The 16,316-nt window shown below is 31.2% G+C and carries 16 protein-coding genes; all 16 read right to left on the bottom strand.

Annotation, left to right across the window (positions count from 1 at the left end):
* Positions 1–10: 10 nt before the first annotated feature.
* Entirely contained in the window at positions 11–895 is an 885-nt protein-coding gene (locus QWY92_RS13945) for a hypothetical protein (RefSeq protein ID WP_290272304.1), read from the bottom strand.
* On the bottom strand, positions 896–2,323 hold the full coding sequence (locus tag QWY92_RS13940) for an MBOAT family O-acyltransferase (protein ID WP_290272302.1): 1,428 nt from the start codon (positions 2,321–2,323) through the stop codon (positions 896–898). It abuts the gene before it with no gap.
* Positions 2,324–2,327: 4 nt separating this feature from the next.
* Positions 2,328–3,209: a hypothetical protein gene (locus QWY92_RS13935; protein ID WP_290272300.1), complete on the bottom strand. Its 882-nt coding sequence runs from the start codon at positions 3,207–3,209 to the stop codon at positions 2,328–2,330.
* 9 nt (positions 3,210–3,218) lie between these two features.
* On the bottom strand, positions 3,219–4,610 hold the full coding sequence (locus QWY92_RS13930) for a CDP-glycerol glycerophosphotransferase family protein (protein ID WP_290272298.1): 1,392 nt from the start codon (positions 4,608–4,610) through the stop codon (positions 3,219–3,221).
* 19 nt (positions 4,611–4,629) lie between these two features.
* A complete protein-coding gene (locus QWY92_RS13925; RefSeq protein WP_290274098.1) occupies positions 4,630–5,445 on the bottom strand; it encodes an N-acetylneuraminate synthase family protein in 816 nt (271 codons plus the stop codon).
* 77 nt (positions 5,446–5,522) lie between these two features.
* A complete protein-coding gene (locus QWY92_RS13920) occupies positions 5,523–6,677 on the bottom strand; it encodes an acylneuraminate cytidylyltransferase (protein WP_290272297.1) in 1,155 nt (384 codons plus the stop codon).
* 122 nt (positions 6,678–6,799) lie between these two features.
* Positions 6,800–7,279 (bottom strand): hypothetical protein, encoded by a 480-nt coding sequence (locus QWY92_RS13915; RefSeq protein WP_290272295.1) that lies wholly within the window; start codon positions 7,277–7,279, stop codon positions 6,800–6,802.
* Positions 7,248–8,252 (bottom strand): hypothetical protein, encoded by a 1,005-nt coding sequence (locus QWY92_RS13910; RefSeq protein WP_290272294.1) that lies wholly within the window; start codon positions 8,250–8,252, stop codon positions 7,248–7,250. Before QWY92_RS13910 ends, QWY92_RS13915 begins: the two co-directional genes overlap by 32 nt.
* A 1-nt stretch (position 8,253) precedes the next feature.
* The gene (locus tag QWY92_RS13905) at positions 8,254–9,075 is read right to left on the bottom strand and encodes a polysaccharide pyruvyl transferase family protein (protein ID WP_290272293.1); all 822 of its coding nucleotides are present in this window, start codon (positions 9,073–9,075) and stop codon (positions 8,254–8,256) included.
* Complete coding sequence (locus QWY92_RS13900) at positions 9,066–10,208, bottom strand: glycosyltransferase (RefSeq protein ID WP_290272292.1); 1,143 nt, start codon at positions 10,206–10,208, stop codon at positions 9,066–9,068. Before QWY92_RS13900 ends, QWY92_RS13905 begins: the two co-directional genes overlap by 10 nt.
* Positions 10,209–10,211: 3 nt before the next feature.
* Positions 10,212–11,285 carry a glycosyltransferase family 2 protein gene (locus QWY92_RS13895; protein WP_290272291.1) on the bottom strand — a complete coding sequence of 358 codons (1,074 nt, stop codon included), beginning with the start codon at positions 11,283–11,285 and terminating at the stop codon, positions 10,212–10,214.
* A 3-nt stretch (positions 11,286–11,288) separates the two neighbouring features.
* Positions 11,289–12,329: a glycosyltransferase family protein gene (locus QWY92_RS13890; RefSeq protein ID WP_290272290.1), complete on the bottom strand. Its 1,041-nt coding sequence runs from the start codon at positions 12,327–12,329 to the stop codon at positions 11,289–11,291.
* 2 nt (positions 12,330–12,331) lie between these two features.
* Positions 12,332–13,273 carry an NAD-dependent epimerase/dehydratase family protein gene (locus QWY92_RS13885; protein ID WP_290272289.1) on the bottom strand — a complete coding sequence of 314 codons (942 nt, stop codon included), beginning with the start codon at positions 13,271–13,273 and terminating at the stop codon, positions 12,332–12,334.
* Between the two features lie 14 nt (positions 13,274–13,287).
* Positions 13,288–14,415 (bottom strand): glycosyltransferase, encoded by a 1,128-nt coding sequence (locus QWY92_RS13880; protein ID WP_290272287.1) that lies wholly within the window; start codon positions 14,413–14,415, stop codon positions 13,288–13,290.
* A gap of 1 nt (position 14,416) precedes the next feature.
* On the bottom strand, positions 14,417–15,355 hold the full coding sequence (locus tag QWY92_RS13875) for a glycosyltransferase family 2 protein (RefSeq protein WP_290272285.1): 939 nt from the start codon (positions 15,353–15,355) through the stop codon (positions 14,417–14,419).
* Positions 15,352–16,314: a glycosyltransferase family 2 protein gene (locus QWY92_RS13870; RefSeq protein ID WP_290272283.1), complete on the bottom strand. Its 963-nt coding sequence runs from the start codon at positions 16,312–16,314 to the stop codon at positions 15,352–15,354. Before QWY92_RS13870 ends, QWY92_RS13875 begins: the two co-directional genes overlap by 4 nt.
* Between the last annotated feature and the right edge of the window lie 2 nt (positions 16,315–16,316).

Here is a 16,316-nt window from a genome sequence, read left to right as displayed (position 1 = left end):
ATCTTCAAATTTACAATTTTCGAAACCCTTTTAACGTTTTATCGTATAAGTTTTTAGTGAATATTTGTGCGCCCTTGTTATTTAAATGACTAAAATTATAAAATAAAGAATCAGGATAACCTGCTGAAAAATCTAACAATTCGGGGTTCTTTCGTTTCAACTCCCAAATATAACTTCTGTTTTTCACACTTTCAGCATAAGGAGCTATAAACAATGTAAGCTCAATATTTTGGCTTTTGCATATTGTTTTAATTTCATCTAACACAGCATTTCCTATAGAAATACTACTAGGCAAACTCCCTTTATTCTTTAGTATAGAACCAAATTTGGGATTAAACCCTACACTAGGGTCTATACGTGGTTTTTTCTGCAATAGTGAGAAAAACAGCTCTCGGAAGCCTATTTTAGCATCGTTTATGCCGTACCTATAAAATGGGATATAATATAATTTATTAAAATTATTAAAATATTTTTTTGCATGTTCGTGTATAATATCATTTCTAATAAAAGGCATTGCAGCTGCAGTTCCCATAACCGTTGGTGCGGTTCGTTCAAAATTATCATCTAATTGTAAATAAACCGATGATATTGTATTAGTGACTAGCAGTAACTTTAATTGCAATAAATTATCGTTTAACTGTCCCCCCATAATACCTAGGTTAATTGTTTTTTTACCCGACAAACTATCAAACAACTTCGTATCTATATGATTTGCCACTCTAGAAGAACCTAAAAACACGACATCGAAATGCTCTTGTTTGGTCTTTAAAATGTATTGTAGCTTATTCCTTGATTGAGATTTTTTGTAAATTAACACATAAGCGGTGTCCATAGTAAACAATACACCTATGACCAACAACACTACAACCAAAGTATATTTAATAAAACGAGCCATCTAAAACTGGAAATAAATAAAATCTTTTGGGTTTGAATAACTCCCTAACACCACTATTCCCATAAGGACCAAGGTTAATTTAAGCATGGCATATTTACCACTTATGGGCTGTTCTTTAAATCTACTAAACCATTCTACAAGTACAAAAATGGAGATTAGCAACATAAGTTCTACAGAATATCTTTCTATCGAAAGGTATTCTATTCCAAAATTTAAATCTCCTATTTTATTAATATAATTAATTGCAATAGATATGTTAGGGGCGCGAAAAAACACCCATGCAAAGCAAGTCAACCCAAAAGTTAAAGCAATACTAACTAGTTGCTTAATAAAAGTAAAACTATTAGATACAGTTATGTCGTCTAAATTTTTTCGATTTCGTTTTAATAAAAGTAAAGGTAAAAAATAACACGCATTTAAGGCTCCCCAAATAACGTATGTCCAATTTGCTCCGTGCCAAAATCCACTAACTATGAAAATAATGAAGACATTTCTGATTTGATTTTTTATAGTCCCTTTAGACCCTCCTAACGGAATATAAAGATAATCTCGAAACCAGGTCGATAGAGAAATATGCCATTTTCGCCAAAATTCAGCAATATCTCTACTAAAATACGGATACTTAAAATTAGTTTTAAGATCAAACCCTAATAACCTAGCCAAACCAATTGCCATATCTGAATATCCAGAAAAATCACCGTATATCTGAAAAGCAAAATAAATACTTGCTAAAATAAGAGTAGCCGAATTTAACTGTTCGTAATTTTCAAAAATAGCATCGCAATAAACAGCGCAGGAATCGGCTATTACAACTTTCTTAAAAAGCCCCCAAATAAACAATTGTAATCCGGAAACCGCTTTCTCATAATTAAATTCTCGTCTATTTTTAAATTGCGATAACAAATGAGTAGCTCGCTCTATTGGACCGGCTACAAGTTGTGGAAAAAAGGCAACATATGCTCCAAAATTTATAATGTTATTAGTAGACTTTAAGTTTCCTCTATAAACATCAATAGTATAGCTTAGTGTTTGAAATGTATAAAAAGAAATCCCTACAGGTAAAATAACATTTAAAGTAAGCTGGCTCATTTCTAACCCCAATAAACCCCATGCCTCTGCCCAACTATTACTAAAAAAGTTAAAGTATTTAAATAGCACAAGCATTCCTAAATTAGAGACTAGACTTAACACTAACCACTGCTTTTTTTCTCTTTTATTTGGTTCTGAATCAATTTTTTTAGCTACATAAAAATCTACCAATGTGCTAAATATAATTAGCCCCAAAAACCTATAATCCCACCAACCATAAAATACATAACTCGATAAAAGAATAAGTGTATTTTGCATTTTTATTCTGTATTGCATGGCCCAATAAGCTATAAATACAATAACAAAAAATATTAAAAATGTAAATGAGTTAAAAATCATTAACTTAATTGTTTTTTATATAATTGGCGAATAATTCCGAAAACTCTATCGCCCCTGATTGATTTAAATGATATCCATTTTTAAAATTAATATCGTTTAAAATTACAGATGAAAAATCAATTAGATTAGGCAATTCCCCCTTTAAATCGTTTACAAAACCCATGCGCTGTGTATCACTTCTAAAAGGTGCTATAAAATATTTAATATTTAGATGGTTACTTAACTTAAACCGCTCTAAACTATCTATATACTTATTATTGTTTATTATCTTTTTTGGTAAAGTACGTTGCCATGTATTCCCAGAACCATTCAAAGGCTCAAACCCCTTATTTTTTCTGATTATAGCATTACTATTTTTAAAGAGTGCTGCCACTTCTGCTCGCACACCCAACTTTGCATCATTAATGGCAAACTTATAAAAAGGAACAAATTTTAAAAAAAAGTAGTTTTTCTCAAATTTATAATAACTATCAACAACATCATTTTCATTGATATAGGGCAACAATTCATAATACAAAAAACGAGACTTGTTTAACGAGTTAAAATAATAATCAAGCTGAATAAATAGAGTATCATAAGTGATATTGTAGCTTTCAAATAATTTAGCCATGGTCAATATATCCATGGGCTGTGCATCCATGATTCCAAAATTAACAGTATTTAAATTTAATGTTTTATCAAAAACATCAGGTACAATCGTATTTACAACTCGAGAAGATCCTAAAAAAACGATATCAAAATGTTTTCCTTTTTGAGATGTTATATACTTTATTCGGTTTAAATCATCTCCATTCTTATAAATGTTTTCAAAAATTTTATCAAAAAATAAACAAACCGAGATAAGCACCAATAAAACACCTAAAATATATTTACAAAACTTAAGCATGCATATGATTTATAAAATGGAGGTTATAGCCTTCCAAACCTTTTCAGAAGCCTCTGTTGGTGTTTTTCCAACAATAATCTCGTACCATTTTAAACCTTCTTCAACACTAGATAATTTACCGTCTAATATTTGTTTAATTAGTCCTTCTAAATCCTTTTTATCGGTACAAAATATGGCCGCTTTATCGCTTGGCATGGATCTAAAATGAACGTATTTATAATTCTGACCAATATCCCTGATGCCTTTTTTAAGTTGAGGCTGCTCATAATTATAATAAATACACGGTTTGTTGTGCGCCACAAAATCGAATACGGTAGACGAGCAAACATTGGTTACAAATTCGCTATGCTCACAAACATTATACAACATTTTAAAATCTTCTTTCGCTGGTAAAACCTGATTCCAGTTAGCGCCTACTTGTTTCCAAATAGGGTCTAAAACTTTGATAACGTCCTTATTCGCTTCAATTACGTCATTGTATCTTGGAGTAAAATCCACAGGACATTTTCTATAAATAATTCCTAAATTATAGCCTTTAGTATTTAAACTCCGAACGGCATTTGCTAAATCTTCTAAATAAAACTGATCGAGTGGAGACGTGGTTTCGTCATCTCCCGAATAACATATATATTTTTTGTTTTCGTCTAAATCATGTGCTTTAAAAAACTCAGTTCTAGACTGTGCTAAACTCTTATCATAATGGGGTTCAAACTGCGGAGTTCCGGTAACGAAAACCTGTTCTTCCTTTATAAAAGGGTAATATTTTAGAACTTCGCTTTTCATTAAATCGCTCCAAACAAAATAGTAATCGGTTTCAACAACCTGCATAGCCTTTGGTACATTATCCCACGAATAGACAAAAGCTGCGGTTAGAATCCCTAAATCTTTTGCTGCCAAAAGCGCACTAATAGATTGGGTTGCACGTTGTGTGGTACAAAATACTAAATCTGGCTTATGCGTTTCTAACTGGGCTTTGCAATACTTATATTTCGATGTTGAACGCTCTAGAGTATGAATCCTTTTTCTGAGTTTTACAATACCTTTTTCCGAAGAATATAAGCCAATTAACCATTTTGCGTATAAACTTCGAACACTATTTTTTAATCCATCGTACCTAAACGGAAATTTATATGTTGGGTATACCTCATCATTAAACTTATCTCGCGATACATTTAATTCGGCACGTTTTCGGGCTCTAGTATAAATGGGTAATAATTTATGAGCAGTATGATTTTCAATTTTAACTTCATTAAAGCCCAAATTATTTTCTAAAGAAAACACCGTATTATTCCAATAGGTAATATCAAAACCCATTTTTTCGCCAATACTTTTAAAATCGGTAAAGGCAAAATTTCGCAAACCAACACCATCAGGAAAAAACACGAATACTTTTTTCTTCATCTAAACTTATTTTAGCTTTTTAGCTCTTTTTATTTTTCAACTTATATCGTTGCACCTGCTCTATAGGCAAAATATCTTGCTGTTTAAAACTTAAGGCTTTATAAACAGCATTTAAATCACGAGATAATTTACGCAAGCCCATAGGTTCTAAAGATGCCGCATGGTCTGTTCCTTTCCATGTTCTATCAATAGTGTAATGACGCTCAATAATATTTGCTCCCAGTGTATAGGCTGCCACATCAACCGCAATACCTAAATGATGTCCCGAGAAACCAATGTGTTTTACATCGTCTTTATATTTTTCAATAAGAAGATTAATATCGAGTAGACAGACATCCTCAAACGGCACAGGATATCCAGATGTGCAATTGTAAAGCACTAAATCTTTATTTCGCTTGTGTTTTTTGAATAAACTAACCAAATCTTCAATTTCATCTTTGGTGGTCATACCTGTTGAAATATGAAGTTCTCCTTTGTAATTTTGGCACAACCATTCCAACATAGCAACATTGTTATTACATGCTGATGGGATTTTAATAAAATCCGGATGTAATGCTGTAATTTCTTTTGCTGAAGTAAGATCCCAAACCGAAGTAGAATAGACAATTCCAATATCTTCACAATAGGTTTTTAATTCTTGATGTTGTTGGTCATCAAACTCTAAAAATTCGCGATGCGCACCATAAGTATCACCATAAGAATTTGCAGGATTTGGATGTGGTTGATTGTATTGTTCGTTGGTTAGTAACTCTTTATTATTCCGTTTTTGAAACTTTACAGCATCGGCATTACAGAAAATTTTAGCTACTTTAATCAGTTCTTTTGCTATTTCCATATTGCCTTTATGGTTACAACCAATTTCGGCAATGATATATGGTTTTTTATATGAATTCCTCAAGTTATGATTCGGTTTTAAAAGCGTTTATTATAAGTCATTATAAACTGGCAAGCCTCACGGATAGCACCCGCTCCAGAATTTTTAGAAAGTACCACATCGGCATTCGCTTTTACCACATCAGTGGCATTGTTTGGAACTAAAGACCAACCTACACTGCAAATATTGGTTAAATCATTGACATCGTCTCCCAAATAAGCAACATTACTTATAGATATATTTTCTTCGATAATAATATTTTGAAGTAAACTGTACTTATCTTTTACTCCTAAGTACACGTTTTCAATTTTGAGCTTTTCCATTCGTCGGGCTACAAGTTCGGAGTTTTCGGAGGTCATAATCATAACTTTCACGTTAAACTGACGGAGAATTTCTAAGCCCATACCATCGCGCATATCGAATCCTTTGGTGTGCTCGCCATCTTTCGTATAAGTGATGGTACCATCGGTAAATACACCATCTACATCTAAAACCACATGGGTTATTTCGGCAGATTTTTTAGCACATTGCTGACGATTTATCAATAGTTGTTCCACCGCAATCCAATCGCTTTCCGAATCTATTTCCAGCAAAGAATCTTCGTCCATTTTAACAATGGCAATTTTATCGCCTAAACGATTTTTATTAGCTTGTAAGGCTTGTTTAGTTACCGCATAAACGGCACCGTTTTCAACAAGTAAGCCTTCAAAATCTTGACGCCTTGGTCTATTTTTCGGGTTATAATTTAGGGCTTCTCCTTCTGTATTCCATAAAAATCGATGTGTATTTACAACGGTTAAGGCAGAATCGTAATCTTCTGTAAGTTTTTCTAAACAGGTATTAATATCACCTCTTGTAGTAAATGGCGATGTGGCCTGTAACAAACAAAACGCATCGAAATTATAATCTATTTTATCGCAGAACTCTAACATAGCCGTTTCGGTAGTTGCGGTATCGGTAGCGCTTTCACTGCTTCGTAAAAGGGCTTTAACTTTGTTCGTCCAATGGTATTCTTTATTTATAAAATCGATAATACCTTGATCGTCTGTATAAATAAAAACTTCATCTAAATTAGAAAATATAGCTTCGCCTAAAACCCAAGTAAATAAGGGCCGACCAACCATTTTTCGTTTATTTTTATTCGGAATGCCTTTAGAATTCTTTCTTAGAGGGATAAAGCCTATCTTTTTCATGATGATACTTGGTAAGTATTAATTTAGTATTATCGCTAAAATACATAATTTTTAAGACGAAAAACAAAACAAGTATCATAAATGGTTGATTATTTTTTAAAACATCCACAACAAAACAAATATTAATCTATTGGGTTAAAATCATAAAAAATATCAAGACTTTCAGATTCTTCGGTTTGCAAACTCAATATTTCCAAAACTCGACTCTCAAAGTCTTTAGATGTTCTGTTCACGTAAAACACTTTTTTATCGTCAATATAATTTCTAAACATCTCAAACCCCACATTATGAATTATTACGGTTACCGTATTTAAGGTTAAGGCCTCTATAACACAGCCTGAATAATTTGTGATATGTAAAATGGATTTTGTTAAAACATAAGGTAATGGGATATCTTCAGCTGTTTGTATTTCCGTATTATGGTCTATCCTGTTTTGAATTAAAAAGTTTTTGATATCAATAAGTGGTGTTTCATTCCGAGGGTGCAACCTTAACACCCAATGATATTTAGAATTATAAATTAAACTAATAACCTCCCTGGTTAACAACTCTAAAGGAGATGTTTGTAAACTACAACATAATTTGCTTTTTGGTATTTTCAACTTTTTTATGTTTTAAACAATACTCAATATAAGGATGCCCCACAACTTTAGCTTTCACTTCTGTTTTATTAGCCCATGCCTCTATATTTTTCTTAGAATTATCATCCCAGTTCCAATATTCTAAGGGCATAATATTAAAACCATCTTGCGGTACCTTGTTCCATTCGGAATAAGCCATATGAATATTTGATTGTGGCCCATGTTGAAAATCGACAACCTTTATTTGCATTTTACGAGCTGTATATATAAAAGCGTAGTTATCATCAAAACCATAATAACTTAAAAAAACAATTTTATTCGGCTTAACTTTTTTGATGATTTTCTCAAAAAACGGTGTTAAGTAAATAATTTTTTTAGACCACTTTTTTAAGTCGTTCTCTGTTATTTTAAATATTGAATCCTCCCCTAATTCATAATTCAAAAACTCTTGAAAATCATCATAATTAATTAAGTTAACGGTACAGGGTTTTGTTATAAGCTTTTCTTCTATCCGTTTAAACGATTTATAATTTCGTATTGCATTTGCTAAATGAAACACGCTATTTTTATTGAAACTATTCGGATAATACTTCTGAAATTCAAAAGTATAAGCTCTTTCTTTTAAATTATATTTTTCAATCAAGGGATCAAAAAAACGATTAAAATAAACGCCATTCTGTAATACTCTATGAAAATGCGCCCCAACAAAGATGACTTCTTTAGACTTTAATGATTTATAAAATTGCCGAGTATCAAAAAAACTCTTTACAACTTCTTTAGTAGTTGCTTTTATTGATTTTTTTTTTCGGTTTTGTGATATAGTTGATTTTTCTTCTATTTGAGTATTTTCAATATTAAGTAAATAGTAATATAATTTAATTCTGATATAGGGCCAAACATGAAGGTTATTTACTTTCCATTGATCTACCGGAAACTTATTTTCAATACGTTTAAAAAGATTACAAATCTCTTTATGCGAATTTAAGTGTGCCATATTAATGCTTTTTAAATGGGCAGCACGCCATTAACCCTCCTTTTAAATCTTCAATAACTGAAGGTTTGGGCAATATATTCGGGTTGGACAATAAATTATTTATGTCATTTAAAGATAATTCATCACTCATAATTTTTGGAGTGTACGGTGCTAATTTTACAGATAAAAAATAATCATGAAATTTAACATCATCACCAAATAACTTATCTGAAAATTTTTGCCATACGGCCGGTATATTATAGGCATGAGCTAAAATAACACCATGTAAAGATGAAGATATAATTTGTTCACACTCTAAAATTCTATCCGTTGTATATTCAATATCAGTAGTCATCAAATCGATAATAGTTACCGAAGTTTCGTTTGCAAACCATTGACTTACTTGTTTAAAATCGTCATAATGAGGTATAAATCCTACTTTATAACGTTTCGTTATTTTTGGATTATAATAGTTAGGTAACAATAATGCAGGATCTCCATATATTTCTGGTACATGATACCCTTGATTAATTAAATGTGTTCGTGTAAGTGGGCCACGAACTGCTAAAAATTTAGCGGGTTTTATTTTTATTTTTCTAGAAATAATACCACTTCCCCAAACAACACAATACTTGTTAACGTGCGGTAATATACTCCCAATGGTTACATATATTGGCGCTATATAATTCCGCAAAGAAAACCGAGATGGTCTAACCCAAACAACTGGTTTTTCTGAAATTTTTTCTACCAAATAGGCTCCCAATAAATCTCCAAAATTTTCTTTCGTTTTATTCTGAATTTTTATTTCGTTCCACCAAAACAGGCGTATTTTTTCTATAAACATAGTAAGCAGGTCTTTTTATAAATTTTAAGGACTTTTTCTGCAATATCAGCTCGTTCTAGCTGGGGCCTCAGTTGTTCTTGATTATATACAAACGCTTTATTTAAAATATCTAAATGTTCTAAAACATAGGTAATATGCTTACTGATTTCAACAACCGAGTTACAATCTTGAATTAGTAATCCGTTTTTATAATTTATTACAAATTCCTCGGTAGCTCCACCTGGATTTGATTGTATTGGGAATGCCCCCATAATAATGGATTCCAACATGGTATTTGGCATACCATCACTATTACTATTACCTATATAAATCATGGCGTTTCCCATAAGTTTCAATACTTGCTGATGAGAAATTTTACCTTGAACAGAAAAGTTGTCCCAATCTGCTATTTCGCTTTCCTTTAAATAATCAAACAATTCCGCATCTGCTCCAAAGACAGTTATATCATAATATTTAAGTTTATCTTTTAATTTTATTATGGCCTGTAAAACTGGAATAGCTCTACCTGACCTACCTTGAAATCCTTTTATTAATATAGATTGACGTTCTTCCGTTTTTTTTAGGGATGAGTTAGGCAGACTAAAACCTCCTCCTCCAGGAAAGCATCCTAAATACTCTCCCGAAAACCCAAAACTTTTAGCCAAATTATAATCTCGTTTACAGTCTGAAAACATGTAATTTACTCTTGGTAGCACATGTTTTATATCTACTAAATACTTATCTATATTTTTGAAATAAAATAAATCGCTACCCCAAGACGAATAAATCCATTTTACTTGATGATGTTTTTTCATAACAGATAATATAGGCGTGCATGATAAGTATAAAGCAAAACTATGAACCACATCTGGTTTCACTTCATTTAAATATTTTTCAAAAATATCGGAAACATAATTTGTATTAAATCTATCAATAAAATTATATATTTTAGGTAAATGCTGTTTAACCTTAGTACGCCCAGGATATTTAATTTTCTGTTTCCAATTTACTTTTTGTTTTACCCATTCAATCTTTGCAACCTGAGTACTCATACCTGTAATATCAAACCAATACACCTCTATTCCTGAATGTTTAAATTGATCCACCCATCTAAAAAAGTGCAAGGTTGGTATAGAAACCATTAAGATTTTCATGCCTTACGCTGTTAAATTAATGGTTAGCACAATCCTATTTTTCACGCGATCGAAGATATAGTTATATGGCTTATTTCTATAAGTTTTAATTATTTCTTCTAACAAATTATTATTAACACGTTCCATAGGGGTAATTTCAATATACTTTTTTCTTAAATATTTTTTTAATTTATTTTTCCAATATTGTGTTTTTGAAACCTGAACAATTTCCACATTTAAAACCCCTGAATTGTCATGCTGTAATTGAGCTAAAAGCGCACTTAAACTAGAATGTGTGTTTTCAATTTTAAGAAAAACGTTAGGTGTTTGAAGTGCTAAATAGTCTTTTTCAATTGTAACCTTGCCCCATTTCATTTTAGTATTAACAACGGTTCTATTCAACTTAACAGTTTGCTCCAAATACTTATGATTTATACTTTCTAATTGAGAATGATAAGGGTGAGTTGATTTTTTAGATCGGTACGCCTTACCATGCCATTGATGTTTTACTAATATCCTTTTGTTAAAAAAGCAAAGTTGCAATCCGTAATTTTTCATGCGTATGTGAGCATCTGTATCTTCAGCGCCCCAACCTTGATAAAACTCATCAAAGCCATTAATTTCCTTTAAAACACTAGTAGGAAACATGGTGTTTCCCGTTACTTCCTCTTGACCTTTAAAATCTACTTTATATAAATCGAAATCTTTACTTTGATTAGATTCTATTTCATTTAAAAACCCATACTGAAAGTAATGTACTTGTGATGGATTTGCTAATTGTTTTAAGTTTGTAATATAATCGGGGTGAAAAATGAGGTCAATATCACCTACCACAAAATAAGGATTCTGCGCTTTTTTTAAGGCTATATTAATAGCTCTACACTTACTCCATAACTGACCATTTGTAGGACATGTTATGTACTGTATTTTTGAATATGCTTTTACTAATTTAGTTAAGCTTTTTAAGTAAGAAACGTCGGATCCATAGTCCACTAAAAACCATTCAAACTCTTGATCTGATTGATTATGAAGCGACTCTAAACATTTTTTTACAATATCAAGATTCCTATTTCTATTAGTTAAAACAATTGTAATCATTAATTAATACGTTTTGTCTACATAGTTAAATACCTGTGATTTACTTAAGCCTTTAAACTTTAAAACTCTTCTTAATAGAGGTTTCATTTTTATCATGCGTCCAAATAGTTTATTTGTTATAACATAAGACAAACGATTTGATTTTAATACGTAAAAATCGTTATAGTCATGAAAATCTTGCTTTTCATTCTTCAGCCCTTCAAAAGCGGTTTCCATCCAATTTTCTAACACATTACCTAAGTGATATGCATAATTATTATATGTAGATAGTCTATAGCCATCCATTAATGCTACAGGTTTATCCATGTATAAAAACTCACTATCACCATCTATTAAATAAGGGCTATTTTCGTCGGGAACGGCCTTAAAAACCTCCGATTTATAGGTGGCTACAAAATGAGAACATCCTAGTACCGCTACGTTGCCATTCTTTGCCTTCAAAGTTCCAATAACATCTTTAAATTCGTCTCTTAAATAAGGCCAACCTATACTTTTTGCAAAATTCTCTAAGGCTTCAGCATCTTGAACCGCTCGAAATTTCAACTTATTTGAAAACAAATATTTACTCCAAATATTAGCTGTTAAATCCAAATGCTTTCTGTAAACTGGTACTGGACAAACAGCTCCTGCTTTCGGGAAAGATTTAAAAACCTTAACCACCTCATCTTCCCAATTATTTAAAAATAACACATCGGCATCGGTAATAGTTACTAAACGTTCCTCAACAGTTCGCAAGGCTTTTAGTAAACTATTAATTTTTCCTATACCTTCTTTTTCGATAATAAGTTCGTCTATCTCTTGATCCTTGTATAGCTCTAAAAGGCGCTCATTAACCTGATGTGAACACTTGTTACTAATAATCGATATTTTCAACTTCGATGAGGCTGTTTTTAAAACAGAAAACAAACAGAGTTCAAAAATACGATATGCATCTTTAAAATACCCCTCTTCGTTTGGTATGTGCAAGGGAATAATAACGCGATGGTCGCAAGGTTCCTTTACTACTAACTTCCCTCCTTTTGTTGGGTTGTATCCTTTACGCATAATTATGATTTGCTATAATGTTCTACCAATTTTAAAACTCCTTCATTAAGTGGCATTAAATCTCTTCCTAAAACTTTTTTCATTTTTGATGTATCCGGACAACGTCTCGCCATATCTCCCTCTTCTAAAGCAGGTAAATGGACAATATTACTTTTTGAGTTGGTTAATTGAATAACCTCTTCCGCTAGGGATAAAATGGTTTGTTCTTTTTCGCTACCAATATTTAAAACCGCATTTAGACATGATGGATCTGTAATCGATTTTATACAGGTTTCTACGTTATCATCTACATAACAAAATGAGCGTGTTTGCAATCCATCACCATAAATACTGATATCTTTATTTTGAAGTGCTAGTTTTAAAAAACGAGGTAACACAAAATCCTCACTTTGGTTTGGCCCATAAGTATTAAAAAACCTAAAAATGGTATATTCTAAACCGTATTCTTGATAATACGATTTAAAAAAAGCTTCGCCTACATTTTTAACAATAGCATATGGCAACCTTGAATTTAGCGGTGTTGTATTTTCATTTTGAGGAATTTCGAAAGGTTCTCCATATACTTCGGATGAACTAGAATAAAACACCCGTTTTACTCCTGAATTTTTAGATAAGGAAAGTACATTTTTTATTCCTTCGATATCTTCTAAAACGCTCATAGGATGTTCTAATGTACGCTTTACACCTACCAATGCGGCATAATGGAACACATAATCAAAATCGTAACGTGCAAAAATAGGAGCAACATCATTATAGTTATTAACGTTTGATTTTATAAACTTAACGTTATCTGATTTTGGCACTTTTGAAATACTTCCTGTAGATAAATTATCTACAATTACAACAGTATTTGACGTGTTTCTAGATAGATGTTTTGCTAGTGTACCTCCAACGTTTCCAGCGCCTCCTGTTATTAAATATGTATTTTTAGATTTAGTATCCATTTTAGATTATTTTTTCAAATTTGAATATAAGCATCAATTATCTGTTTCTTAACTATTTTTTTGTTTAATTTTTCTTTCGCAACACGATCATTAATTGATTTTGCTTTTTCTCTTAGCGCAACAGAATTAATCGCTTTTAAAATCACTTTTTTTAGGTCTTCTATATTTTCTGGATTATTAATTATTAATCCGTTTTCATTATTATTGATATATTCTTCGGTTACACTTCCTGGATTAGATTGAATTGGAAACGCCCCCATAACAATAGCCTCTAATAATGTATTTGGAATACCATCGGAGATACTATTACCTATGTAAATTAAAGACTTCCCCATTAGCTTTAACAACTCATCATGAGATAAACCGTGCCTGCTAAAAGTTTTGTATGCCAAGTTATTACACTTAATATAATCGATTACTTTTTGGTGAGCTCCAAAAACAACAACGTCGTACTTAATAATTTCAGGTAATAATTCTAGCGCTTTTATAACATTTAAGGCTTTCCCAAAATCATGTTCATAGCCTTTTACTAGTATTATTTTTCTGTTTTTAATTTTAAACTTCTTTAATTTTTGCAAATCGTAACCAGATCCTCCTGGAACAGCTCCTAAGAATACACCTTTAAAACCCAATGTCATTGCTAAATTATAATCCCTTATACAATCGGTAAATAAGTAATCAACTCGACTTAATACTTTTTTAATTTTATTTTTATGAGATTTTAAATTAGAATAGTAGTATAAATCGCTTCCCCAACAAGAATAAATCCATTTCAAATGCGAAAACTCCTTCATCGTTTTAAGAATAGGATATGAGCATGACTGCATCTCAAAGCTATGCACAACATCTGGTTTAATCTTAAAAATGAGGTGTTTTAAAAATTCGGCCGCCGTAACTTCTAAAAAGGGTTGTAACGCTAACGCTACATTTGGTGCTTTTTTAGATAAAAAATACTCTCCCTTAAAATAAGGACGTTTTCGTTTTTTCCAATCTATAAATTGCTTTTCTTCAGTAATTACATCTGTTTGTAAAGCACCTCTACCCATAACATCAAACCAATAAAGTTCATGTCCTGCTTCTTGCAAATTCTCAACCCAGCGTATAACATGGATGGAAGGCATTGAAATTAACAATATTTTCATGTTATTTTAAAAATTTATAGCCTCTACCAAATAACTTAAAACTAACAAACGCAATTAAAACCTTAACTAGTTCTTTATAACTTCCCGAATCCATCTGTAATTTTACAAGCCTTAAAAGTAATTGCTTACTTAGTTTTTCATTTGACACTAGTGATATTCTTAACAATTTCCTCAACCTTAACCGAGTAAAACTAACTAATGCCACATAATTATTATTTTGGTGCTTTTTTAAATACTTTAAATGCTTTTCTCTTGCATAAAGTTCTGAATAAATTTCCTTTACCTTTAACTTAGTAACTTGTTGAGATAAAGATTCTTTATGCACTCTATAAACAATTAAAGCTTCGTTTAAATAACTTATATTCGGTTTTTTATATAACGCCCTTAGATTGAAATCCCAATCGTCTAGGTTACTTATATCTGTATCAAAAATTAATTTATTATCGACTAAAAATGATTTTCTCCACAATGGGCCTGAAACATAAAAACTGATATCCCCGATAAGGTAAGCTTTAATGGAATTTTCGTGATAAATAGAATTACTCCCTAAAGTTTGATTAGTAAATAAATCCACTTTTTTCAACTTACAAACGGAAACATCTACAAATTGGTCTAATTGCCCCACTTGTTTTTCCAAAACTTTAGGCATAAGCAAATCATCACTATCCAGCCATTTTATGTACATACCCGAACTTTTATCAAAACCATAATTCCTACAGGCATTTGGACCTTTAACTATTCCTTTTGGTCTTTTAAAAAACTTAATTCTTTCGTCTACAAAACAAAACTTATCCAACAATTCTGAAGTATTATCAGTACTACCATCATCGACAACTATACATTCCCAATTAGTATAAGTTTGTTCAATAACACTTTCTAGGGTCTCTGTTATTAGATGCGCTCGGTTATAAGTAGGTATAATAATTGAAACTTTTTTCATAACCCTGTGTTCATTAACCAGCTTTCCATTTTATATGATTCTTTTCCATAAATCACTAAAACGATAGTTACAAAATAAACTTTTACCGCATATATAGGTTTTATTTTATAAATACTCTTAAATAGATTAAAACCTATAGAGTAAGTAGTTTTTACGTAATTATTTTGGGCACTTCTAAAAAGAAAATAAACTAAACCTTTTATTAGTTTATTTATAATTTCGGTATCATTTAATAAGATACCTCTTTCCAAATTTTTAAGCGCAATATAAACTTGAGAAATTAAATACTTATTTTCAAAAGATTGACTTCTTTGAGTTTTTGTATTTGCGTGTTGCCTATATAGAAAAGTTGGCGTATTTACTATTTTATAATTTTTCTTGTTAGTCTTAAAAAACAATCTGGAGAAAAACTCTGTTTCTTGACCTCTATATATTTTCAAATTGAATAAATCCTTATTTAATAAAAAGTCTCGTTTAAAAAACACCGAGGGTGTTAAAATATGAGATTTCCATAAAACGTATTCCTTAAACAAACCTTCCTTATCTTTAAGGGGTATTAATCTCTCATTTTTCAAATTACCATCTACGTAATAACCTGTACTAATAACAAAATTGAGCTTATCTCTTATATTAAGCACCTTTTCTTCTATAAAACTATTTAACATAACATCATCATCGTCAAACCAATTAACATACTCACCTTTGCTTATTTCAAATCCAAAATTTCTACAAGCATTAGCACCTTTTGTAACATTTACTGGTCTATGATAATATTTAAATCGCTGGTCTTTTTTACAATAACTATTTACGATTTCTCCTGTATTATCCGAACTTCCATCGTCTATCACCAAACATTCCCAGTTTGTATAGCTTTGTTTTAAAACACTATCTAGTGTTTCGGGTATTAAATGTGCCCGATTATAGGTTGGAATGATTATGGAGACTAATATATTTTTCATAA

Source organism: Algibacter miyuki (assembly GCF_030409805.1).
Taxonomy (GTDB): domain Bacteria; phylum Bacteroidota; class Bacteroidia; order Flavobacteriales; family Flavobacteriaceae; genus Algibacter; species Algibacter miyuki.
Note: the sequence above shows the minus strand (reverse complement) of the source record. Positions and strands in the feature narration are given on the sequence as shown.

What these genes read in the sequence shown, in the direction of transcription:
- QWY92_RS13945 (WP_290272304.1), bottom strand. Translation starts at nt 895, where the DNA reads ATGGCTCGTTTTATTAAATATACTTTGGTTGTAGTGTTGTTGGTCATA.
- QWY92_RS13940 (WP_290272302.1), bottom strand. Translation starts at nt 2,323, where the DNA reads ATGATTTTTAACTCATTTACATTTTTAATATTTTTTGTTATTGTATTT.
- QWY92_RS13935 (WP_290272300.1), bottom strand. Translation starts at nt 3,209, where the DNA reads ATGCTTAAGTTTTGTAAATATATTTTAGGTGTTTTATTGGTGCTTATC.
- QWY92_RS13930 (WP_290272298.1), bottom strand. Translation starts at nt 4,610, where the DNA reads ATGAAGAAAAAAGTATTCGTGTTTTTTCCTGATGGTGTTGGTTTGCGA.
- QWY92_RS13925 (WP_290274098.1), bottom strand. Translation starts at nt 5,445, where the DNA reads ATGGAAATAGCAAAAGAACTGATTAAAGTAGCTAAAATTTTCTGTAAT.
- QWY92_RS13920 (WP_290272297.1), bottom strand. Translation starts at nt 6,677, where the DNA reads ATGAAAAAGATAGGCTTTATCCCTCTAAGAAAGAATTCTAAAGGCATT.
- QWY92_RS13910 (WP_290272294.1), bottom strand. Translation starts at nt 8,252, where the DNA reads ATGGCACACTTAAATTCGCATAAAGAGATTTGTAATCTTTTTAAACGT.
- QWY92_RS13905 (WP_290272293.1), bottom strand. Translation starts at nt 9,075, where the DNA reads ATGTTTATAGAAAAAATACGCCTGTTTTGGTGGAACGAAATAAAAATT.
- QWY92_RS13900 (WP_290272292.1), bottom strand. Translation starts at nt 10,208, where the DNA reads ATGAAAATCTTAATGGTTTCTATACCAACCTTGCACTTTTTTAGATGG.
- QWY92_RS13895 (WP_290272291.1), bottom strand. Translation starts at nt 11,285, where the DNA reads ATGATTACAATTGTTTTAACTAATAGAAATAGGAATCTTGATATTGTA.
- QWY92_RS13890 (WP_290272290.1), bottom strand. Translation starts at nt 12,329, where the DNA reads ATGCGTAAAGGATACAACCCAACAAAAGGAGGGAAGTTAGTAGTAAAG.
- QWY92_RS13885 (WP_290272289.1), bottom strand. Translation starts at nt 13,273, where the DNA reads ATGGATACTAAATCTAAAAATACATATTTAATAACAGGAGGCGCTGGA.
- QWY92_RS13880 (WP_290272287.1), bottom strand. Translation starts at nt 14,415, where the DNA reads ATGAAAATATTGTTAATTTCAATGCCTTCCATCCATGTTATACGCTGG.
- QWY92_RS13875 (WP_290272285.1), bottom strand. Translation starts at nt 15,355, where the DNA reads ATGAAAAAAGTTTCAATTATTATACCTACTTATAACCGAGCGCATCTA.
- QWY92_RS13870 (WP_290272283.1), bottom strand. Translation starts at nt 16,314, where the DNA reads ATGAAAAATATATTAGTCTCCATAATCATTCCAACCTATAATCGGGCA.